Annotated in this window: 16 protein-coding genes; 13 read left to right on the forward strand and 3 right to left on the reverse strand. The window is 53.6% G+C overall.

Features of this window, described 5'->3' with window-relative positions:
* Positions 1–178 precede the first annotated feature (178 nt).
* Positions 179–553 carry a hypothetical protein gene (locus tag ACJJI0_RS20010; protein ID WP_444883934.1) on the forward strand — a complete coding sequence of 125 codons (375 nt, stop codon included), beginning with the start codon at positions 179–181 and terminating at the stop codon, positions 551–553.
* A gap of 35 nt (positions 554–588) precedes the next feature.
* Positions 589–954, forward strand: a complete 366-nt coding sequence (locus ACJJI0_RS20015) for a VOC family protein (RefSeq protein WP_444883935.1) — start codon at positions 589–591, stop codon at positions 952–954.
* A 116-nt stretch (positions 955–1,070) separates the two neighbouring features.
* On the opposite strand, the gene ACJJI0_RS20020 is transcribed toward ACJJI0_RS20015, so the two are convergent.
* Both ACJJI0_RS20020 and ACJJI0_RS20025 read right to left on the reverse strand, forming a co-directional pair.
* Positions 1,071–2,882, reverse strand: a complete 1,812-nt coding sequence (locus ACJJI0_RS20020; RefSeq protein WP_444883936.1) for a hypothetical protein — start codon at positions 2,880–2,882, stop codon at positions 1,071–1,073.
* A gap of 707 nt (positions 2,883–3,589) precedes the next feature.
* Positions 3,590–4,852, reverse strand: coding sequence for a 6-phosphofructokinase (locus ACJJI0_RS20025; RefSeq protein WP_252083130.1), 1,263 nt, complete (start codon positions 4,850–4,852; stop codon positions 3,590–3,592).
* 280 nt (positions 4,853–5,132) lie between these two features.
* Between ACJJI0_RS20025 and mpl the strand changes: the two genes are divergently transcribed.
* From mpl to ACJJI0_RS20045, 4 genes are all read left to right on the forward strand, one after another.
* Positions 5,133–6,521 (forward strand): UDP-N-acetylmuramate:L-alanyl-gamma-D-glutamyl-meso-diaminopimelate ligase, encoded by a 1,389-nt coding sequence (mpl, locus tag ACJJI0_RS20030; protein ID WP_252083129.1) that lies wholly within the window; start codon positions 5,133–5,135, stop codon positions 6,519–6,521.
* A 29-nt stretch (positions 6,522–6,550) separates the two neighbouring features.
* On the forward strand, positions 6,551–7,177 hold the full coding sequence (locus tag ACJJI0_RS20035) for a flavin prenyltransferase UbiX (protein ID WP_435583650.1): 627 nt from the start codon (positions 6,551–6,553) through the stop codon (positions 7,175–7,177).
* 21 nt (positions 7,178–7,198) lie between these two features.
* Positions 7,199–7,474: an Rdx family protein gene (locus ACJJI0_RS20040; RefSeq protein ID WP_286036977.1), complete on the forward strand. Its 276-nt coding sequence runs from the start codon at positions 7,199–7,201 to the stop codon at positions 7,472–7,474.
* 118 nt (positions 7,475–7,592) lie between these two features.
* Complete coding sequence (locus ACJJI0_RS20045; protein WP_252083128.1) at positions 7,593–10,169, forward strand: efflux RND transporter permease subunit; 2,577 nt, start codon at positions 7,593–7,595, stop codon at positions 10,167–10,169.
* 77 nt (positions 10,170–10,246) lie between these two features.
* Here ACJJI0_RS20045 and ACJJI0_RS20050 read toward each other — a convergent pair whose 3' ends face one another.
* Positions 10,247–10,549, reverse strand: a complete 303-nt coding sequence (locus ACJJI0_RS20050) for a peptidylprolyl isomerase (protein ID WP_286037026.1) — start codon at positions 10,547–10,549, stop codon at positions 10,247–10,249.
* Between the two features lie 33 nt (positions 10,550–10,582).
* Here ACJJI0_RS20050 and ACJJI0_RS20055 point away from each other — a divergent pair, with 33 nt between their 5' ends.
* From ACJJI0_RS20055 to rodA, 7 genes are all read left to right on the forward strand, one after another.
* The gene (locus ACJJI0_RS20055; RefSeq protein ID WP_252083126.1) at positions 10,583–11,299 is read left to right on the forward strand and encodes an LON peptidase substrate-binding domain-containing protein; all 717 of its coding nucleotides are present in this window, start codon (positions 10,583–10,585) and stop codon (positions 11,297–11,299) included.
* Between the two features lie 88 nt (positions 11,300–11,387).
* Entirely contained in the window at positions 11,388–12,671 is a 1,284-nt protein-coding gene (locus ACJJI0_RS20060; RefSeq protein WP_444883937.1) for a glutamate-5-semialdehyde dehydrogenase, read from the forward strand.
* Positions 12,649–13,392, forward strand: coding sequence for a nicotinate-nucleotide adenylyltransferase (nadD, locus tag ACJJI0_RS20065; protein WP_444883938.1), 744 nt, complete (start codon positions 12,649–12,651; stop codon positions 13,390–13,392). The genes ACJJI0_RS20060 and nadD overlap by 23 nt, the downstream gene beginning before the upstream one ends.
* A complete protein-coding gene (rsfS, locus tag ACJJI0_RS20070) occupies positions 13,392–13,769 on the forward strand; it encodes a ribosome silencing factor (RefSeq protein ID WP_252083125.1) in 378 nt (125 codons plus the stop codon). Before nadD ends, rsfS begins: the two co-directional genes overlap by 1 nt.
* A gap of 4 nt (positions 13,770–13,773) precedes the next feature.
* Positions 13,774–14,250: a 23S rRNA (pseudouridine(1915)-N(3))-methyltransferase RlmH gene (gene rlmH / locus ACJJI0_RS20075; protein ID WP_444883939.1), complete on the forward strand. Its 477-nt coding sequence runs from the start codon at positions 13,774–13,776 to the stop codon at positions 14,248–14,250.
* Positions 14,251–14,372: 122 nt separating this feature from the next.
* Positions 14,373–16,265, forward strand: coding sequence for a penicillin-binding protein 2 (mrdA, locus tag ACJJI0_RS20080; protein ID WP_252083123.1), 1,893 nt, complete (start codon positions 14,373–14,375; stop codon positions 16,263–16,265).
* Complete coding sequence (gene rodA / locus ACJJI0_RS20085; protein WP_444883940.1) at positions 16,258–17,403, forward strand: rod shape-determining protein RodA; 1,146 nt, start codon at positions 16,258–16,260, stop codon at positions 17,401–17,403. Before mrdA ends, rodA begins: the two co-directional genes overlap by 8 nt.
* Positions 17,404–17,416: the final 13 nt, after the last annotated feature.

The raw sequence follows: 17,416 nt of genomic DNA on the forward strand, positions 1-17,416 counted from the left end.
TTTGAGTTGATAGCTTTTCCCTAGAAGCGAATGGCCGCACCCTGGTGGTGCGGTCTTTTTTATTTCGCTCTCCTTAAAAAATTAATTGCCCCCATTTGTTTTTAAGCTGATGGCCCCCTTTGGGAGAAAGAAGGACCATACTAGGTTCTGTCTTGTTGGGTTACAGGGGCGCCCCTTTATGTCGTGTGCATTCAAAAATCTCGTAGGTTTAAGCCTGGAGTGGACTGGCACCCATTATTCCGAGGTGGGGGATTTCCCTGATCTCTCCACCTATGTTGTCAGTTATGAGTCAGAATCCAACTGCTATATCACTGCCGGTGGCAAGCTGGTATGTGAAGCCAGTTACTCGTATGCGCCTATGGGAGTACGTATGGCAGCACTGGTTTATCGGCCAAATATCTACCAGGGGCGACGTGGAGTTGTTCTTTACGCCATGTTGGATTTTGACCTGATGATGGATCGCGCCGTTATTATGCATAACGATCAACCCCTCGCGCTAGCCAATGGCAGTTTTCGGGTGGTTGATACACCGGAGAAACCCGTCGTTGGTTAGGGGAGAATTAAATTAAAATATCGGGAGAGTTTGGTATGGATAATCATGAAAAAATTAATTATGTAGAGTTCCCATCTAAGAGTCTGGCAAAGACCAAGGCTTTTTTCACTGAGGCCTTTGGCTGGGAATTTACAGATTATGGACCCGAGTACTCCGCTTTCTCCGGCGCAGGCTTGGACGGTGGCTTTTTCCAGGCGGATATGCACAGCTCAGCAGTGAATGGTGCCGCGTTGGTAGTACTTTATAGTTCTGACCTGGAAGATACGTTACAAAAAGTCGAGCGGTGCGGTGCTAAGGTGGTCAAACCTATTTTTTCTTTCCCCGGAGGAAGGCGCTTTCATTTTGCCGAGCCCAGCGGCAATGAATTTGCAGTTTGGTCAGATACCGGAGAGAAACAGTAATTTTTAGGTTGCACCAATAAAAAAGCCCCCGAGGGGGCTTATTAATTTTTGCTAAGAAATTTTCGCTGAGCCCTCAAGCTGATAATTCAGTTTGTTTCTCATCGGCTAATTAAGCGCTAATAGATATATACTGCTCCGCTAGAGTATGCTGAATTATCTTGCTGATTGCCGCCGATGCCCGTGGCGCCACTATCTTCTTGAAAGGCCCCTACCGCTAAGGTCTGGCCATCTGCGCTGAGGCTGATATTACCAAAACCAAAATAGTCTCCCTTTTCGGTATTACTGGCTTTTAGATAGGCCTTCTGTTGCCAGTTGTTCTCACTTCGAGCGAAGATATACACGGCACCAGACCAATCTGCACTATTATCGCCTTCATCGCCATTAATGCCAATGGCACTGCTACCCTCCCGAATGGCTCCTACCGCTAGAGACTGGCCATCGGCGCTAAGACTGAGAGATCCACCAAATCGGTCATAAGAATTTGTATTACTTGCCTTAATATAAGCCTGTTGCTGCCAAGTATCGTTGTTGCGAATAAAAATATAAGCTGCGCCAGCACCCGTTGCCTGGTTGTTATTTGCATCGCCATTAATACCGGAAGCATTGCTACTCTCAGCTGTAGCTCCTATCGCCAGGACCTTGCCGTCTGCGCTTAAACTGAGTGAAGAACCAAAATAATCACCTTCATCAGTGTTACTAGCTTTTATGTAAGCCTGTTGTTGCCAGTCGGTGTCACTGCGGGTGAAGATATACACCGCACCAGAATTATATGTACGATTGTTACTTTGATCGTTGTTAATACCGGTAGCACTGCTATTTTCATTTGGTGCGCCCACTCCGAGTATCTGGCCATCGGCACTGAGGCCGACAGTATAACCAAAAAGGTCATTTTCATCGCTATTGCTAGCCTTTATGTAGGCCTGCTGTTGCCAGGTGCCTTTATCTCGGGTGAAGATATAGACTGCTCCGCTATCCTCTCTTGAAGCCCCAACAGCTAAAGTTTGGCCATCGCTACTAAAGCTGAGTGAATCACCGAAGTTTTCAGAGGCATCTGTATCACTGGCCTTAAGGTAGGCTTGTTGCTGCCAGTCATCTTCATTGCGGGCGAAGATATAAACACCACTATCAGTACCTACTGCGAGAGTCTGGCCATCGGCATTCAGACTGAGTTCTGAACCAAAATACTCCCACTTTCTATTGTTGTTGGCTTTAAGGTAGGCCTGCTGTTGCCAGCCGCTTTCACTGCGAGTAAATATATACACCGCACCGGATTCATCTGCATCATTATTGCTTCCATCTCCATTAACACCTGTGGTGTTACTATCCTCTCTAGGTGCCCCTATTGCTAGGGTCTGGCCATCAGCACTAAGGCTGATTGCTTTGCCGAAATCATCGTGGGCATCTGTATTACTCGCTTTGAAATAGCCAATGCTTCCGGTCAGTAAAAAATCGTCAACAGAAAGTATCGTTGAATCACTACATCTTTCTTGAGATCCCTCACCGTTGCAGGCCTGTAGAATATATTGCGCATTAGTTCGGGAATAGAGTGCTGTTTCTAGCTTGAGTGTTAGGGATTCATTACCTTGGGGAATATATTCAGCAACCCGTCTAAAACCGGAGACCCCATCGGGGTTTTCCAGTAAATGATAGTGGCTGGCATTTTCAGCATCAATCCACGCGAAGCGGAACTTCTTTATTGCCTCAAAACTTAAAGCAATTAGCTTTACTTGCTCTGGTGCAATAGAGGTGTCACCTCCATTTGAGGGATCTTCTGTTGCCGGTGGAGTACCGTCTCCTGTTGAAGGGGTACTTGCTACCGGTGGATTTTTTTCAGCAGTATCGCCGGTGCTACTGCTACCAGATCCGCCACCGCTACAACCGGATAGGAGTAAGGCAATTAGGGAGATCTTTATAATTTTTCTGTTCATAACTTTTAACCGGTTATCTTTGGCGCCTGATTATGCAGTTTGAATCTATAGGAATTCAAATATTACTTTCTATAATTTTTATATTTCCAAAAAAAAATTTTTAATTGGCGGGCTTCTATAGAATATGTTTTCGAGAATTGAAAATTTTGTACTTTTGTGCCACTTGCTATTTGGATGTTTCTTTAAGAATTCTGTACCAAAAGGAAGGGTGTATTTTTGCAATTTTCAGGATTTTTGATTTTATTTTTGTTTGGTGGGTGAGCTGGAGCGGCGATTTCTGCGGTTGTGGCTGATTTTTTTGAGTGGGTTGTGTCTACATGCTAGGGGTTGGTTGAGATGTGAGAAAATATAAAGTTACCACAAAGAAAAGAGCATCTTGTTAGATATTTTTAGCGGTAATTTTAGGGGGTTTAGGGTGATGGTTTTTTCTGGCTTTAGTGGCAAGTTGGTGGTGTCAATAAGATATTTGAGATTTTAAAATGAGAATAAAGGGGGATCTGGTGGCATTTCAGCTCCAGGCAGTCAGAGTTGAAGATAGTAAGAGCTAAATCAGGAACAGACGTTTCATTTAGCTAAATTGTATAGTAATAATTTTTTATTTTGATTGGATGTAGAGTAGCAATAACAAGCGCTTAAACAATATTCAATAAAAAAGCCCCCGGTTTTATTCGGGGGCTTTTTAAAATCTGGATGAAAGAGTTTTAAGATTACACCTTAAACTCAGTATCCAGCTTCTTTTCCACCAGCTGCTTTTTTAATTTCGCATACTGGGGTACGCCGTTTTTGTAGGGTGGGTAGTCCTCGCCCTGAATTAACGGTAACAGGTACTCGCGTCCCGCATCGGTAATGCCGAAGCCGTCCTCGCTAATATATTCTTTCGGCATAAATTTTTCGACGTTGGCCACTTCAGACAATGGCGCTTCCGCGATAGACCAGCTGTACTCTTCACCTTCTGCACGAATAATTGCCGGCATAATGGCGTTTTTGCCGGCTGCCGCCATTTCCACGGCGGCGCGACCGACGGCGTAGGCCTGCTCCACATCGGTGGCGGAGGCGATATGGCGGGCGGCGCGTTGCAGGTAGTCGGCCAGTGCCCAGTGGTATTTCAGGCCCAGCTCGCTTTTGATCATATTGGCGAGGGTTGGTGCCACACCGCCCAGCTGCTTGTGACCGAAGGCGTCGGTAGTGCCGGCATCGGCGAGGAAGGTGCCGTCTTCGTACTGGGCGCCCTCGGAGGCGACGATTACGCAGTAGCCTTTCTCGTCCACGGTCTTTTGCACCTTGGCCAAGAACTTCTCTTTATCGAAGGCCACTTCTGGGAACAGGATAATATGTGGTGCATCGCCTTCCTCTTCCTGGGCCAGGGCGCCGGCAGCGGCAATCCAACCCGCGTGACGACCCATCACTTCGAGGATAAAGACCTTGGTGGAGGTGGCGCACATGGAGGCTACGTCCATGGCCGCTTCCTTGGTGGAAACCGCAACGTATTTGGCTACGGAGCCGAAGCCGGGGCAGTTGTCGGTTAGCGGCAGATCGTTGTCGACCGTTTTGGGAATATGGATGGCCTGAATTGGGTAACCCATGGTCTCAGACAGCTGCGAGACTTTCAGGCAGGTGTCAGCGGAGTCGCCGCCGCCGTTATAGAAGAAGTAGCCGATATCGTGGGCCTTGAATACTTCGATCAGGCGCTCGTACTCTGCGCGGTTCTCTTCCAGGCTCTTCAGCTTGTAGCGGCAGGAGCCAAAGGCGCCGGAGGGGGTGTGACGCAGTGCGGCGATGTCTTCCACACTTTCCTGGCTCACGTCGATCAGTTCCTCACGCAGTGCGCCGAGGATGCCGTTCAGCCCCGCATAGACTTTACCAATTTTGTCCTGGTTTTCACGGGCAGCTTCTATTACGCCGCAGGCGGAGGCATTGATTACGGCAGTCACACCACCGGACTGCGCGTAAAAGGCGTTCTTCTTCGACATGGTTATCCTGTTTTCATAGAGATCTTGGGAAGTGACCCGATCCGGTTGTCCGCCGGACGCTCTTCGGCGGCGCCAGTGGGGAACTCCGGGAGCTCGTATCGGGTGTCGGCCGTAGCTGGAAAATTCCTACCACCCTACCGGGGGTGAGGCCGATCTGTGCGGGGGCGGAGTCTAATGGAATAGCGAGTAAATTGCATGGCAAACGGGGCATTTGGCAATTACTGGCCTGTTTTGCCGTGGTAAGCTTGCGCCGCAACCCCCAGGAGTACAGATTTTCGCCATGCATATCCATATTCTCGGTATTTGCGGCACCTTTATGGGCAGCCTAGCCCAATTAGCGGTGGCCGAAGGACACCGGGTCACCGGTAGCGATGCCAATGTTTACCCCCCCATGAGCACTCAACTACAGCAGGCGGGTATTCAGATCACCGAGGGCTATGACCCGGCTCAGTTGGAGCCGGCCCCAGACCTGGTCATTATCGGCAATGCCATGTCCCGCGGTAATCCCGCCGTGGAAGCGGTACTTGAACAGGGGCTGGCCTATACCTCCGGTGCCCAGTGGCTCTGTGACCACTTCCTCGGTGGGCGCTGGGTACTGGCAGTAGCGGGCACTCACGGCAAGACCACAACTGCCAGCATGTTGGCCTGGATTCTGGAAGCGGCGGATATGCAACCGGGCTTCCTGATCGGGGGGGTGCCAGGCAACTTTGGAGTGTCTGCGCGCTTGGGGGATTCCCCTTTCTTTGTGGTGGAGGCGGACGAATACGATACTGCCTTCTTCGATAAGCGCTCTAAGTTTGTGCATTACCGCCCACGCACAGTGATTATCAACAACCTGGAGTTCGATCACGCCGATATCTTCGACGATTTGGCGGCGATCCAGCGGCAGTTTCATCATCTAGTTCGCACGGTGCCCGGCAACGGCCTGATTGTCAGCGCCGCAGAAGATAATGTGGAGCAGGTATTGCAGCAGGGTTGCTGGAGTGAAGTTCAGCGCTTTGCCAGTGAGGATCAGCCGGGAATCAGTGCCGGCGACTGGCGAGCGGTGAATATTGCCGCGGATGGCAGCAGCTTTAGTGTGCTGTTCGAGGGTGCCAAAGTGGCGCGTGTGGAGTGGGATCTCACCGGTATGCACAATGTGCGCAATGGTCTTGCCGCTATGGCTGCAGCTCGTCATGTGGGCGTGGTACCTGAGCTAAGTGCCACCGCACTCGGACGTTTTCAGGGCGTAAAGCGCCGTATGGAATGCCTGGGCGAAGTGGCTGGTATCCGCGTTTACGATGATTTTGCCCACCACCCAACTGCGATCGAATCCACGCTTACGGGCCTCAGGGCCAAAGTGGGCAAGGACAAGATCATCGCCTTGATTGAACCCCGTTCCAACACCATGCGTATGGGCGTGCATCAGGGCCAGTTGGCCAGTGCCTGTAGCGGTGCGGATATGGTGTTGTGGTATCAGCCCCAAGGGATGAATTGGTCGCTGAATGAAGTTACTCACCACTCTCCGGTGCCGGCCAAGATTTTTGACACTATCGAGAATGGTGTGGAATCGGCACTGCAGCTCGCCGGTGAGGGCAGTCATATCGTGGTGATGAGTAACGGCGGCTTCGGTGGTATCCATCAGCGTTTGATTGGAGCCCTGGAGCAAAAATATAACTATTCGACCTGAAAAGAGTCAGCACTTTAGTGATCGGGGAAGTGATCTTGCAGCAAGCCACATTTAATAAAACCGTTACCCTGGCCATGACTGGGGCTTCCGGGGCCCAATACGGCCTGCGTTTGTTGCAGTGCCTGCTCGCTTCTGGCGTGCGCGTCTGGCTGTTGATGTCTGAGGCGGCCCAGGTAGTGATCAATACAGAGACCGACCTGCAACTGCCGGAGGGCGACGATGACACACTGCAGGCTTTTCTCGCCGATCGCTTCGGCGCGCAGGAGGGCCAGTTGAAATTGTTTGGCAAGCGCGACTGGTTTTCGCCGGTGGCATCCGGCACTGGAGCGTCGGCCAGCATGGTGATCTGCCCGGCCAGCGGTGGCACTTTGTCGGCCGTTGCCTGTGGAGCTTCCAATAATCTGATTGAGCGCGCTGCGGATGTGGCGTTGAAGGAGCGCCGCCAGTTGATTTTGGTTCCGCGCGAGGCGCCTTACTCGGAGATTCACCTGGAAAATATGCTCAAACTCACCCGCATGGGCGCGATGATTCTGCCGGCCAGCCCCGGTTTTTATCAGAAGCCGCGCACGGTCGAAGACATAGTCGATTTTGTGGTGGCGAGACTGCTCGATCAGTTGGGCGTGGAACAAAAGTTGTTGCCGGCTTGGGGTGAGTAGGTCACAGGGAGATAAAAAATAGTGAAAGCGAGCATAACCATCCACTACTGTGTGCAGTGCAATTGGATGTTGCGGGCTACCTGGATGGCCCAGGAGTTGCTTCACACTTTTGCGGATGACCTACAACAGGTTGCATTACAACCCGGAACTGGAGGAGTATTCGAAATCCGCATTGGTGAAAATTTGATCTGGGAGCGCAAGCGCGATGGCGGTTTTCCCGGAGCAAAGGAACTCAAGCGGCGCGTGCGGGACCTATTGTTTCCCGAGCGCGATCTGGGACATATCGATACTCCCTGAAAATATTTCCAATAGCGCCGTGTAAACGCAAATTTTGTATTTGCACCAGCACTGCCGGGGCGATCAAAATATGCGCCGTACTGCGGCCCACTGATTTATTGGATAGAAGCAAAAACCTATGCTGTCAGCTTTCAAGAACTCGTATGAATACCTGGTAACCAAGCGGCCACTGGCTGTGTTGGTAGTTATCGGCCTGCTCACCCTGCTGGCAGCGATGGGCTTGCCCCGCTTCAAGATCGATGCCTCGGCGGACTCCCTCACCCTGGAGGCCGATGAGTCCCTGGATTATTTTCGTGAGATCGCCGAGCGCTACGCTAGCGGGGACTTCCTGGTGGTCACCTATCGCTATAAGGATGGCGACCTGTTTAGCGATAAATCTCTACAAGCTCTGGCCAAGTTACGCGATGAGCTGGCCGGAGTAGATGGCGTTTCCAGTGTACAGACCATCCTCGATGTCCCTTTGCTGTACAGCCCCAAACTGTCTTTAACCGATATCACCGATGAGATTCGCACTCTGTCCCAGGCAGATACTGATCGAGACCTGGCCCGACAGGAGTTTCTCTCCAGCCCTATTTACCGCGAATTGATTCTGAGCCCGGATGGCCAGACCACCGCACTGCTCGCCAATCTGACGCTGGATAGCCACGGTATAGAATTGGTACGCGAGCGCGATGCCCTGCGCCGCAAGCGCAATAGTGAGGGCCTGAGCCCGGAAGAGGCTGCGCGCTTGGAAGAGGTGAGTGCCGTCTATTTGGAGCACCGCACTGCTCAGGAGTTGGAAGCGCGGGCGCGAGTTGATGAGGTGCGGGGGATTCTCGCCGGTTACAAAGGCGAGGCAGAGTTGTTCCTCGGCGGTGTGACCATGATCACTTCGGACATGATCACTTTTATCAAAAGTGATCTGGTAGTGTTTGGTGTGGGCATCCTCGTCTTCATTATTCTGACTCTGTTGCTGATCTTCCGTCAGCCCCGTTGGGTGCTGTTACCGCTGCTCACCTGTGTCACCACCGCAGTGACGATCCTGGGCCTGCTCAGCTGGCTCGACTGGCGCATGACTGTGATTTCCGCAAACTTTGTCGCGCTGCTGCTGATTATTACCCTGGCGATCACCATCCACCTGGCGGTGCGTTACCGCGAATATATTGCGCAAAACCCCGACTGGAGCCGTGAAACACTGGTGCTGCAGACTGTGCGGTTTATGGCCAAGCCCTGTCTGTACACGGCCCTGACCACTATCGTTGCGTTTGTATCGCTGGTGGTGAGTGGTATTCGCCCGGTTATCGACTTTGGTTGGATGATGACGATGGGGGTAACTCTAGCCCTGATGTTGTCCTTCCTGATTATCCCCAGTTTTCTGATGATCCTGCCCAAGCGCCAGGGCAAAGTGAGTGCGGATAATTCCCATGCATTTACCCTGCGTTTCTCTAGCTTTGCCGAGCGCCATAAGTTTGTGGTGTTGGGGGTGTCCCTGGCCGCTGCGGTGATCAGTGTGGCGGGAATGCTGCAGCTTAAAGTGGAAAACCGCTTTATCGATTACTTCGATGATTCCACCGAAATTTACCAGGGTATGCTGGTGATTGACCGCCGCCTGGGCGGCACTGTGACCCTGGATATTATCCTCGACAAGCCTGTGGAAGAGGAGCCTGCCTTCGAAGGTGAGGAAGATCCTTTTGCCATGGAAGTGGAGGAAGATCCGTTTGCGGTAGAGGAAGATCCCTTTGCCTCAGATGACCCTTTCGGCGGAGAAGAGGAGTCTCAGGAACAGAGTTATTGGTTCACCGTAGCTGGTCTCAATACCTTGGAACAGTTGCACGATTACCTGGAGGAACAGCCAGAGATCGGCAAGGTGCAGTCCCTCGCCACTCTGTACAAAGTGGCTCGTGACTTGAAAGGTGGCCAGCTCAATGACTTTGAGTTGGCGGTGGCCAATACCAGCCTGCCGCCGGAAATTCGCGGCGTATTGGTAGATCCCTATCTCTCGGTTGAGAACAATCAGGCCCGCATTACCCTGCGGGTGATGGAGACTGATCCGAATCTGCGCCGTGGCGAATTGATCGAGCGCATTTACGATTACGCGCATAATGAAATGGGTATAGCGCCGGAAAACATCCACCAGACAGGACTGCTGGTGCTCTACAACAATATGCTGCAGAGCTTGTTTAAGTCCCAAATCCTGACCCTGGGGGCGGTATTTGTGGGCATCCTGTTAATGTTCCTGGTGTTGTTCCGTTCTCTGTCGATTGCCATTATCGCGCTGGTACCGAATATGCTGGCGGCCTGTGTGGTACTCGGTGGTATGGGGCTCGCCGGTATTCCATTGGATATGATGACCATCACCATTGCGGCGATTACCGTGGGTATTGGGGTGGATCACGCGATTCACTATCTGTACCGCTTCCGCGCCGAGTTTGCCAAAGACGGCAATTACCTGGCTACCATGCATCGCAGCCATGCAACTATCGGTCGCGCCATGTTCTACACGGCGATCACCATTATTGCCGGCTTCTCGATCCTGGCGCTGTCCAAATTTGTGCCTTCTATTTACTTTGGCCTCTTGACCGCCTCGGCCATGTCCGCGGCACTGCTGGGCTCACTGACTTTGTTGCCATTGTTATTGGTGATATTCAAACCTCTGGGTGCCGGTTCTGTAGATAGAAGTGAGGTGGAAATTCCAGAGGGGGCAGCCAAGGCCTGAGGGAATATTTTTTAGAGTTAGCAATAAAAAGCCGGGCAATTGCCCGGCTTTTTATTAGCAGATTAATTCGCGGAGAATTAATCCTGGCGGCTGGTGATTTCCAGAAGGTGGTAACCAAACTGAGTTTTTACCGGGCCGTGTACCTTGTTCAGTTCCTCAGAGAAAACGACCTTGTCGAACTCCGGCACCATCATACCCTTGCTGAACTCACCCAGGTCACCGCCGGAACGGCCGGAAGGGCATTGGGAGAACTGCTCCGCGATTTTGCCGAAATCGGCGCCATTTTCGATCTGATCTTTCAGTTCCAGGCACTTGTCTTCGGTCTGTACCAGGATATGGCGGGCTGTTGCTTTAGGCATGAATAGTCTCCATTCGTTAATAAACCGCAGCAGCTTAATGGCTGTGGGTCGTGCTTGCCACCGACAATTACCGGGATTCCGTGGAATATTGCACTCAAACAATTGGATTGGCGCTTAAAGGCCTCGCCAGAAATCTCGGTGATCCTGTTGGCAGTGGTATCTTTAGTACTTCAACCCACCCAACGAGAGAGCATTTTGCAACAGATCCCCCTTTTTCCCCTGAGCGTGCCCCTCTATCCAGGTGTTGCGCTACCTCTGCGTATCTTTGAACAGCGTTATCTGCATTTGGTTAGCGAATCTCTGAAAAATGAGAGCGGCTTTGGTGTTGTTTTGATTCGCTCTGGCGGCGAGGTGGGCAACGCCTCGGTTTGGCCCCTTGGGGTCTATGTGCATATTGTCGATTGGAGTCAGGGAGAGGAGGGCTTGCTGCATGTGCAGGTAGTCGGGCGGCGGCGCTTCCGCATCAGTCACACCGAGCGGGCTGAAGACGGCCTGTTGCTGGGGGATGTTGAGTGGTTGCCGGATAATGCCCCCCGGCCGATACCTGCAGATTGCGATGGCCTAATGGCAGTGCTGGAAGAGTTAAAGGAGCGTGCCAAGGATCTTTCACTCAAGTTCGATAATGTCGACTCCGCCGATGCCCTGTCCTGGCAACTGGCCCAGTTGTTACCCCTTGAGGATAAAGCGAGAGTGGATTTGCTGGCCCTGGAAGACCCCTTGGCCCGTCTCGCCAATATTGCTGAGAACCTGGATCGTTGGAGCAGGGAGTAACCCAGCAGTAGGAATCCATTTATGCCGTTTAAACCCCCGGCTGCTGGGTTATACTGCGCGGCCGACCGGATTTCGCACGGAGAGCCAAGTGACCACGACAGCCAGCACTGATCAGCAATCTACCCGCGACAAACTCGAACAGATGGGGCGAGCCGCTAGAGAAGCTTCTCGCACAATGGCGCGCGCAGATACTGAGGTCAAGAACCGTGCCCTTGCAGCAATTGCTGCCGAGTTGGAAGCCAATCGGATCGAACTGGCCAAGGCCAATGCGGCTGATATGCAGGCCGGACGCGAGCGCGGTCTGGATGCGGCACTGCTCGACCGATTGGAACTCAATGATGAGCGCATCGACGGTATGATCGAAGGGCTGATACAGGTGGCCGACCTACCGGACCCGGTGGGGGAAATTGAGGATTTGTGCTATCGCCCCAGTGGAATTCAGGTGGGTAAGATGCGTGTGCCCCTGGGAGTAGTGGGCATTATTTACGAGTCCCGTCCTAATGTGACTATCGATGCGGCCAGTCTCTGCCTGAAATCCGGTAATGCGACTATTTTACGTGGCGGTAGTGAGGCGTTGCAGTCCAACCGGGCTATCGCCGCCTGCATCAGTGCAGGGCTGCGCGAGGCCGGCTTGCCACAAACGGCTGTACAGGTAGTGGATACTAGCGACCGCGCTGCAGTGGGCGCCCTGATCACCATGCCCGATTATGTGGATGTCATAGTGCCACGTGGTGGCACCGGCTTGATCGAAAGGGTCAGCCGCGAAGCCAGTGTGCCGGTGATCAAACACCTGCACGGCGTTTGTCACGTCTATATCGATGACCTGGCTGACGAGCAGAAGGCCTTTGAGATCGCCTTGAATGCCAAGACCCACCGCTACGGCGTTTGTAACGCTATGGAAACGCTGTTGGTGGCCGAGGCAATTGCCGGGAAAATTCTGCCGCGCTTGGCTGAGGCCTATACGCTGAAAGGCGTAGAATTGCGCGGGTGTGAACGCAGCAGAGAGATATTGCCACAGATTAACGTAGCCAGTGACAGCGACTGGAGTGAGGAGTACCTTGCGCCCATTCTCGCTATCCGTGTCGTGGCGGATATGGATGGCGCAATGGATCATATTGCCCGCTATGGCTCTGGCCACACCGAGGCTATTGTGACTCAGGATTACAGTCGCAGTCGTCGCTTTCTTGCCGAGGTGGATGCCAGCTCGGTGATTATTAATGCCTCCACGCGCTTTGCCGACGGGTTTGAATACGGCCTGGGGGCGGAAATCGGTATCAGTACTGATAAAATCCACGCCCGAGGACCGGTGGGGCTCGAAGGACTCACCTCGCAAAAGTGGATTGTGCTCGGTGACGGGCATATCCGCCGATAGTTTTTCGGACCCGGCAGCCAGTAAAGAGGTAATTTTGGCAACTAAGCGGCAGACCATCGCCTTATTCGGCGGCACTTTCGACCCGGTGCATTTCGGCCATCTGCGCATGGCGCTAGAGCTGCGCCAGGCCCTGGGTTTCGATGAGATGCGTCTGCTACCCAGCCATCAGCCTCGCCACCGTCAGAGTCCGGGAGTTTCCTCACGCCAGCGCAGTGAAATGTTGGCACTGGCATTGGCGGGTTGTGATGAATTGCAGCTGGATGAGCGGGAACTGCAGCGCGGTGGCGACACTTATACGGTAGATACCCTCGAAGCGCTGCGTGAGGAATTGGGGCCACAAGTGTCCATCAGTTTCTGTATGGGTACTGACTCCTTGTTGACCTTGCATCGCTGGCATCGTTGGCAACGCCTGTTGGAGCTGGCTCACCTGGTCGTTGTGACCAGACCCGGCTGGCACTTGCCGGAAGCGAGTGCAGCCACTGGCAATGCCGAGCTAGCGAAATTGCTGCAGCAGCATCGCGGCACCCTGGCCGATTTACATGAATATGCCTCAGGCCGCCTGGTCTTGCGCGAGCAAACCCTGCTGCCAATTTCTGCTACACAGATTCGCCAGTTGCTGGGCAGCGGCCAGTCTCCGCGTTTCTTACTGCCAGCAACGGTGTTGCAATACATTGAAGACCATCAACTCTACACAGAATCGGTTGCCACTGGTGACCCGTAATGAATCAAGGTGTTATGACAAATATTAAAGATATCGCGCTAAATGCTCTGGAAGATCTGAAAGGCAAAGACATTGTCGCTCTGGATGTTTCCGAATTTTCTGATGTGATGGATAACCTGGTGATCTGCACCGGTACCTCCAGCCGCCAGGTAAAATCGCTGGCGGAAAATGTGGTGGACGAACTCAAGAAAGAGGGTGTGCGTCCGATTGGTGTTGAGGGCAAAGAGCAGGGCGAGTGGGTACTGGTGGATTATGGGGATCTGGTAGTGCATGTAATGCTCGCGGATGTGCGCAATTTCTACGACTTGGAAAAACTCTGGTCTATGACTCCAAATACCCGTGACGAGGCGGATGGTAGCGATCCCCATCAGGGTTGATTAAGTGAAGATTCGCATCCTCGCCGCCGGAGGCAAAATGCCGGCATGGGTCCAGGAGGGTTATGCCGAATACGCCAAGCGTCTGCCCCGTGAAATTGCTCTGGAAATGGTGGAGATTCCCCTGGGGCAGCGGGGTCAGAAAAGCTCTGCGGCACTGATTGATAAAGCGCGCAAGAAAGAGGGCGAGGCCATGCTCGCTGCTCTCGGCCCGCGCGATCATGTGGTGGCGCTGGATGTTAAGGGCAAGCCTTGGAGTACAGAGCAATTGTCCGACCAGCTGCGCGACTGGCAGCTGCTGGGGGAAAATGTCAGCCTGTTGATTGGTGGCCCAGACGGGCTTTCGCAGGACTGCCTGAGCAGGGCGCGCCAGCGCTGGTCTCTGTCACCTTTGACCCTGCCGCACCCTCTGGTACGTGTGGTTTTGGCCGAGCAAATTTATCGCGCCTGGACCCTGCTTGCCGGCCACCCTTATCACAAATAAGTCATTTGCGACCAAGTGCGGAGAGATTTGCCAACTGGAATTCTCTCTCCGTGCGTTCGCTGTGGTAATGTAGTCCGAATTAGTTTTTTCCCGCGCCAGTCATAATCGTTTAAAAAACGCCAATGCCCCACGATCATCACCTCAAGGACCCCCACACGGAGCAGCGACTGTTTCGCAACCGCATGTTGGTGGCCATTGTTGGTGTCATCGCGTTGCTAGGGGTTCTGATTGCGCGTTTTTATAATTTGCAGGTGGTTGATTACGATGACTACCGCACCCAATCCGATGATAACCGTATTCAGGTACGCCCCGTCGCTCCAACTCGCGGGCTGATTTACGATCGCAACGGTATATTGCTCGCGGATAACCGCGCCAGTTATAACCTTTCTATTGTGCGTGAACGGGTGAAAGACCTGGACGCAACCCTCGAACTGGTCGGCCACCTGGTCCGTCTGGGTGACGGCGATGTGGCCAAATTTCGCAAACGCTTGCGTCGCCGCCGTCCATTTGAACCGGTGCCCCTGAGGTTTCGTCTGAGTGAGGAGGAAATCGCACGGATCAGCGTGAACCAGTTTCGCATGCCCGGAGTTTCCGTGGAGGCCGAGTTGGTGCGCTACTACGCCCTGGGAGACCTGTTTGCCCACAGTGTTGGTTACGTGGGGCGTATCAGTGATCGCGACCTGAGTAATTTCACTAAAGAGGACGTGCGCCTCTATCGCGGCACCCGCAGTATCGGCAAGGTGGGACTGGAGCGCTCCTATGAGAAAACCCTGCTCGGCGAAGTAGGTTATGAAAATGTGGAGATCAATGCACGCGGGCGAGTATTGAGGGTATTGGAGCGCCAGGACCCCAAGCCCGGTGCTGACCTTACCCTGCATCTGGATGCACACCTGCAACAGGTGGCCTCGGATGCCCTGGGCGATCGCCGCGGTGCAGTTGTCGCCATCGATGTGAACACCGGTGGGGTGCTGGCCTTCGTCAGCAAGCCCTCCTTCGACCCCAACCTGTTTGTAACCGGAATCAGCTTTGCTGATTATCGCGCCCTGAGTGATTCCCTTGATGTGCCGCTATTTAACCGTGCGGTACAGGGCCAATACCCGCCGGGTTCGACCCTGAAGCCGCTGATGGGGTTAGGCGGGCTCGAGGCTGGACTGATCACCCGTGAAACCAAAATTAAGGATCCGGGATTCTATAAGCTGCCAAATGATCCACGTCTATACCGCGACCATGTGCGCTGGGGCCATGGAGAAAAGGTGGATCTGATTCAGGCTATGGCGCAGAGCTGCGACGTCTATTTCTGGGATATGGCTCACCGCTGGGATATTGATGGCATGCACGATATGGCCGCTCACTTCGGCCTGGGTTCCAAGACCGGTATCGATCTGCCGATGGAACGCTCCGGCCTCTTCCCCTCGCGGGATTGGAAGCGCGGTGCGCGGGGTATGCCCTGGTTCCCTGGCGATAGTCTGAACGCCGTGCTGGGGCAGGGGTTTGTCCTGGCGACGCCACTGCAGCTGGCGGTGATGACCGCTACCATTGCCAATCGCGGTACCCACTATCGCCCGCAAATGGTGAAAACCATCAACGGGGTCGAACAGCCGGCGGAAATTCTGCATAACCTGGAGGCGCACCCTGATAATTGGGACCTGGTGTTCGAGGGCATGGAGGCGGTGGTCAATCGCAGCTATGGCACGGGCAAACGCGCGGGTAAAGACCTGAACTTTCGTGTCGCTGGAAAATCCGGCACCGCCCAGGTGGTGGGTATAGCCCAGGGTGCCCGTTACGACTCAGAGGCTCTTCAGGAGCGCCACCGCGATCACGCCCTGTTTGTCGCCTTTGCTCCTGTGGATAAACCGCGTATTGCTGTAGCGGTCTTGGTCGAGAATGGTGAAGCCGGTGGCGGCGTGGCGGCGCCTGTGGCGCGGGAATTATTTGCCGAGTGGGTGCCACGACCAGACACCCAAGAGAATACGGCACAGAAAACCAGATTGAGCAAAGGGGTGGATAATGGCTAGCCGCGATTTTTCTCACCGGCTGTCCGATGCTCACGGCAGTCTCCGAAAGCCGGTGAGTCTGGCGAGGCGCCTACACATTGATGTGCCACTGCTGGTGCTTTTATTGGTGCTTGCCTCTGTGGGGCTGGGGGTGCTCTACAGTGCTTCTGGCGGCGATATGAACTACGTGCGGCGCCAGTCTATATTTATGTGCCTGGCGTTCACCGGCATGTTTATTGTCGCGCAGATTCCGTTGGATTTTTATCGGCGCTGGTCTCCCTGGGCCTATCTGGGCGGCTGCGCTCTGCTGGTGGGGGTGTTGCTCTTTGGCACCGGTGCCAAGGGCGCCCAACGTTGGCTGGAGATTGCCGGCTTCCGCTTTCAGCCTTCGGAGGTGATGAAGTTGGGAGTGCCGATGATGGTGGCGGCTTTCCTGCACCAGCGCGCCCAGCCCCCGTCCCTTGTGACTGTCATTGGGGCTCTGGCCATCGTGGCGGTTCCAGCCGCTTTAATTGTGCGCCAGCCAGATTTAGGGACCTCTATCCTGATCGCCGCTTCCGGCCTGTTCGCGCTCTATTTGGCCGGGTTGAGCTGGAAGATGATCGGAGCGGCGGCCATGGGCTTGCTGGTTTCCGCTTGGCCAATCTGGCAGTGGGGGCTCAGGGACTACCAGCGCCAGCGTATCCTGACACTTCTGAATCCTCATGATGATCGCTTTGGTGCTGGCTGGAACATTTTCAATTCCAAAGCCGCCATAGGTTCCGGGGGGGTGTATGGCAAAGGCTATTTGCAGGGCACCCAATCGCAGCTGGACTTTCTGCCGGAGAGCCATACCGACTTCATTATCGCGGTGTTGGCTGAGGAGTGGGGGATGCGAGGTGTTCTGTTACTGCTTTTACTCTATGTACTGGTGATCGCCCGCGGCATCTATATTAGCTTTATGGCGCAACATCTATTTGGGCGCCTGCTGGCGGGGAGTATTACCCTCACTTTTTTTGTCTATGTGTTTGTAAACATTGGTATGGTTACGGGATTGTTGCCAGTGGTGGGGGTACCCTTACCAATAATCAGTTACGGTGGAACCTCACTGATTACCTTAATGGCGGGATTCGGTATTCTCATGGCCGTAGGGACCGAGCGGCGCAGGGTACATTTTTGATGAACCAGCGGCG

It is taken from the genome of Microbulbifer mixtoriginis (SeqCode) (assembly GCF_052466695.1).